This is a genomic window from uncultured Salinicola sp., from assembly GCF_937921195.1.
Taxonomy (GTDB): Bacteria; Pseudomonadota; Gammaproteobacteria; order Pseudomonadales; family Halomonadaceae; genus Salinicola.
Genome location: NZ_CALFQK010000051.1, coordinates 1 through 3,320, shown reverse-complemented (window position 1 = coordinate 3,320; position 3,320 = coordinate 1). Strand labels below are relative to the sequence as shown.

The 3,320-nt window shown below is 63.9% G+C and carries 4 protein-coding genes; 2 read left to right on the top strand and 2 right to left on the bottom strand.

Annotation, left to right across the window (positions count from 1 at the left end):
* Nucleotides 1–445: deoxyribonuclease IV (locus Q0602_RS04305; RefSeq protein WP_298839452.1), on the bottom strand; the 445-nt coding region annotated here is incomplete at its 3' end.
* A 189-nt stretch (nucleotides 446–634) separates the two neighbouring features.
* On the opposite strand from Q0602_RS04305, the gene Q0602_RS04300 reads away from it, so the two are divergent.
* Nucleotides 635–2,176, top strand: coding sequence for a methyl-accepting chemotaxis protein (locus Q0602_RS04300; RefSeq protein WP_298839449.1), 1,542 nt, complete (start codon nucleotides 635–637; stop codon nucleotides 2,174–2,176).
* A 5-nt stretch (nucleotides 2,177–2,181) separates the two neighbouring features.
* On the opposite strand, the gene Q0602_RS04295 is transcribed toward Q0602_RS04300, so the two are convergent.
* Complete coding sequence (locus tag Q0602_RS04295; RefSeq protein ID WP_298839447.1) at nucleotides 2,182–2,790, bottom strand: hypothetical protein; 609 nt, start codon at nucleotides 2,788–2,790, stop codon at nucleotides 2,182–2,184.
* A 245-nt stretch (nucleotides 2,791–3,035) separates the two neighbouring features.
* On the opposite strand from Q0602_RS04295, the gene Q0602_RS04290 reads away from it, so the two are divergent.
* Complete coding sequence (locus Q0602_RS04290) at nucleotides 3,036–3,239, top strand: putative motility protein (protein ID WP_149436288.1); 204 nt, start codon at nucleotides 3,036–3,038, stop codon at nucleotides 3,237–3,239.
* The last annotated feature ends 81 nt before the right edge of the window (nucleotides 3,240–3,320 follow it).

The following is a 3,320-nucleotide window of genomic DNA, read 5'->3' as shown; positions in this document are numbered from 1 at the left end:
CGCCAGTGTTCTCGATCACCGCGACCACCGAGCGGGTCGCCGCATGGGCCTCGTTGATCGACTCGGCGATGCGCGCCAGGCAGTCGCGCTCGCTGATCCGGTTGAGATGACTGCCGGGGTGGAAGTTGAGCAGTGTCAGCCCCAGCTGCTCGCAGCGCTGGCACTCGTCGAGAAACGCCGCGCGGGACTTGGCCAGCCCGTCCGGGTCGGGATGGCCCAGGTTGATCAGGTAGCTGTCGTGGGGAAGTATCTGCGCCGGGCCGAAACCCTGCTCGCGACAGGCGCGCTTGAATGCCTCGATCGTACTCTCTTCCAGGGGCTTGGCCTTCCACTGGCGCTGATTCTTGGTGAACAGCGCAAAAGCGTTGGCGCCGATCTCGGTGGCGCGACTCACGGCCTGGTCGACACCGCCCGCGGCGCTGACGTGGGCTCCGATGGTTTTCATGAGGTCATCCAATCCTTGGGGCTGGCGCTCGCAGTGTAGCAGCCGCGCCACGGCGGTGTCCCGCGGCGGGGAGGGGCCGACGAAAAGGGAGTGAAGTGTCGCTTCGCGGTGCCGATAACTGTTCTGATCGGCATGCACGCTGACACCCGGTAATGGACCGGATCCGACAACAAGACCGTGAGAGACGCCATGGATTCATCTTCTTCGCCCAGTGACCTGCTGACCGGCGTCTATGTTCGTGCCAATCGTCTGATGGAGCTGCTGCTGATCGTCCTCTGCTTCGCGACACTGGGAATGGCCGCCATTCACGACCTGTGGTGGCCAGCCCTGGTCGTGGGGTTGCCGGCCAGTATCGTACCCATCGCGATGATTCGGTGCTGGCCGACCGCACTGATGACGCGTCTCGGCGTGGCGACGGCGTTCATGGTCCATGCGGGACTGCAGATCCACCTGCTGCTGGGGATGATCGAGGGGCACTTCGTCATCTTCGTCCTGTTGTCGACCCTGCTGGCGTACCGGGATTGGCGGGTGCTGGCCTGCGGCGCGGGCGTAATCGCGGGTCATCACCTGCTGTTCTGCTATTTGCAACACCAGGGCTGGGACATCTATGTGATGCCGCAATCGCACATGATGGCCTATCTGCCGATGGTCCTGATCCACGCTGCCTACGTGGTCGTCCAGACGGTGGTGCTGGGGTTCCTGGCGCGCCAGATGGCACGTGACGCCGTCATTGCCGAAGAGCTGAGCCGTCTTAGCAGGCACATCGGGCGCCGCGAGGGCATATTCGATCTCGGCTTCGACGATACGACGATGCGCAGCCACGTCGGTGGCGAGTTCAAGCGCACGATGCAGGCCGTGCGCGCGACGCTCGGGCGCGTGGAGGCGACGCTCGTCGAGGTGGCGGGAGTCTCCAGCACGATCAATCAAGGCAACGACGAGCTCGCCGATCGCAATCGCCGGCAGGAGACGGCGCTGGTCCGCACGCAAGGCAAGCTCGAGGCTCTCGGCGGCTCCGTGCAGGAGAACAGCGACCATGCCCGACGCGCCAGTACGCTGGCCAGTGAAGCAGGCGGCGTGGCGGAAGAGGGCCAGCAGATGGTGGATGCGCTGACAGAGGCCATGCATCAGTTGCGCGAGAGCTCGAACAGGATCACCGAAATCACCGATCTGATCGACAGCATCGCCTTTCAGACCAATATCCTGGCGCTCAATGCCGCCGTGGAGGCAGCGCGCGCGGGGGAGAGCGGGCGTGGCTTTGCGGTCGTCGCCGGCGAAGTGCAGGCGCTGGCCAACCGCAGCGCCGGCGCGTCCCGCGATATCAGGGCGCTGATCGGCAACTCCCGGCAGCAAGTCGTGAACGGTACCGCCAGGGCGGAAGACGTCGCGCATACCATGGCCGACATGCTTGCCCGGACGAACGATGTCGCCCGGCTGATCGACGGGATCAGCCAGGCCTGTTGCCGCCAGAGCGACGACATTGGCGAGGTCAACGCCGACCTGCGCGGGATCGGCCAGGATACCGAGGAGAACGGATCGCTGGTCGATAGCGTCTCGCGCGCCTCGGAGCGACTGCGTCAGCAATCCTGCCTGCTGGATGAGGCGATCTCGTCCTTCGATCTGGGGAAGACGATCGACGCGGCGGCATCGAGCCGGTATTCGGCTGGAGCGACCCCATCGGGGGCGCGCGCGCTCCCTCAGGTGGCCGGCCGAACGCCGGCGGCAGTGGGATAGCCTGGCTATTTGCCAGTGAACGACAGCCCGTCGCTGATCGAGCGCAACCGTTTCATGGCCTCGTCGCTGGAGAACGGCGGCTGGCGTGGGGGATCGTAGACCTCGCCACGGGTGCCCTGCACGATCAGGTCGATGGCGTAGCAGGTATCGTTCACCACGGCGCGATAACCTTCGGCATTCTGGAAGTGGCTCATGCCGGCGTCGCCAAGGGTGAAGCCCGTAAACGCCTCTCCCGCCAAGGTGGTTTTGGTGGGCATGGCCTGGGCATTGGCAGGCAAGGTCAGGCAGTGGTCCACGGCCTCGGTATCACGGCTTGCGCCCAGGCGCCACAGCGCGGTCGCCACGTCGTCGGATTCGGGGAGTTCCAGCAGGATCAGGCGATCGCCGGGCGTGTTGTCCGACAGTTGCCAGCCGCCGTCGTCGAAATAGCTGGAGACCTCTCCATCGACGCGTGTCAGCGAGGCATCGTACTGGACCTCGAGCGGGTAATTCGCCGCGTGGAAGGTCTCCTTGGAAGCGTCGCTATCCTGATTCGCGGCATCACGCTGCTGGCAGGCACTCAAGGTAACGCCGACACAGAGTGCCAGTGCGAGGGTAAACGAGAGTCTGGGCATCGATATATCCTTCGGACGGTAAACGCTTGACCGGATGAGAATTGCGCCGTCAAGCGTAGACGATAGCGTCGTGATTTACCCGCAGGGGTCGCCGCCCGCGATGCCTGCCCATGCCCGATGGCTAAAGTCGGTGTGGCGTCCGGCCGATAAGACCAATCGATGGACCGAAAGATCGAGAAACCGAAAGATCGAGAAACTGAAAGTTCGATGGCAACATGGCCTTTCTTCGGATCAAGGAGTTGGTGATGGATACTGCAGTCAATGCCACCGTCGGCACTGCGTTGGCACTACAGAACTTCAATCAGGACCAGCAAGTGCAGAATAGCCTGTTGAAGAAGTCGCTGGATGGGCAGGCGTCACACATCGCGCAGTTGATGTCCTCGGTGTCACCGTCGCCGGAGCTGGCATCCTCCGGCAGCGTGGGAACGCAAATCAACACCTATGCCTGAAGCCTGCGCCCGGCTGACGCTACCCAGCGCTAGCCGGGCGTCCGAAGGGCTGCCGAACCGCGGCGTTTCCGATCGATCCCG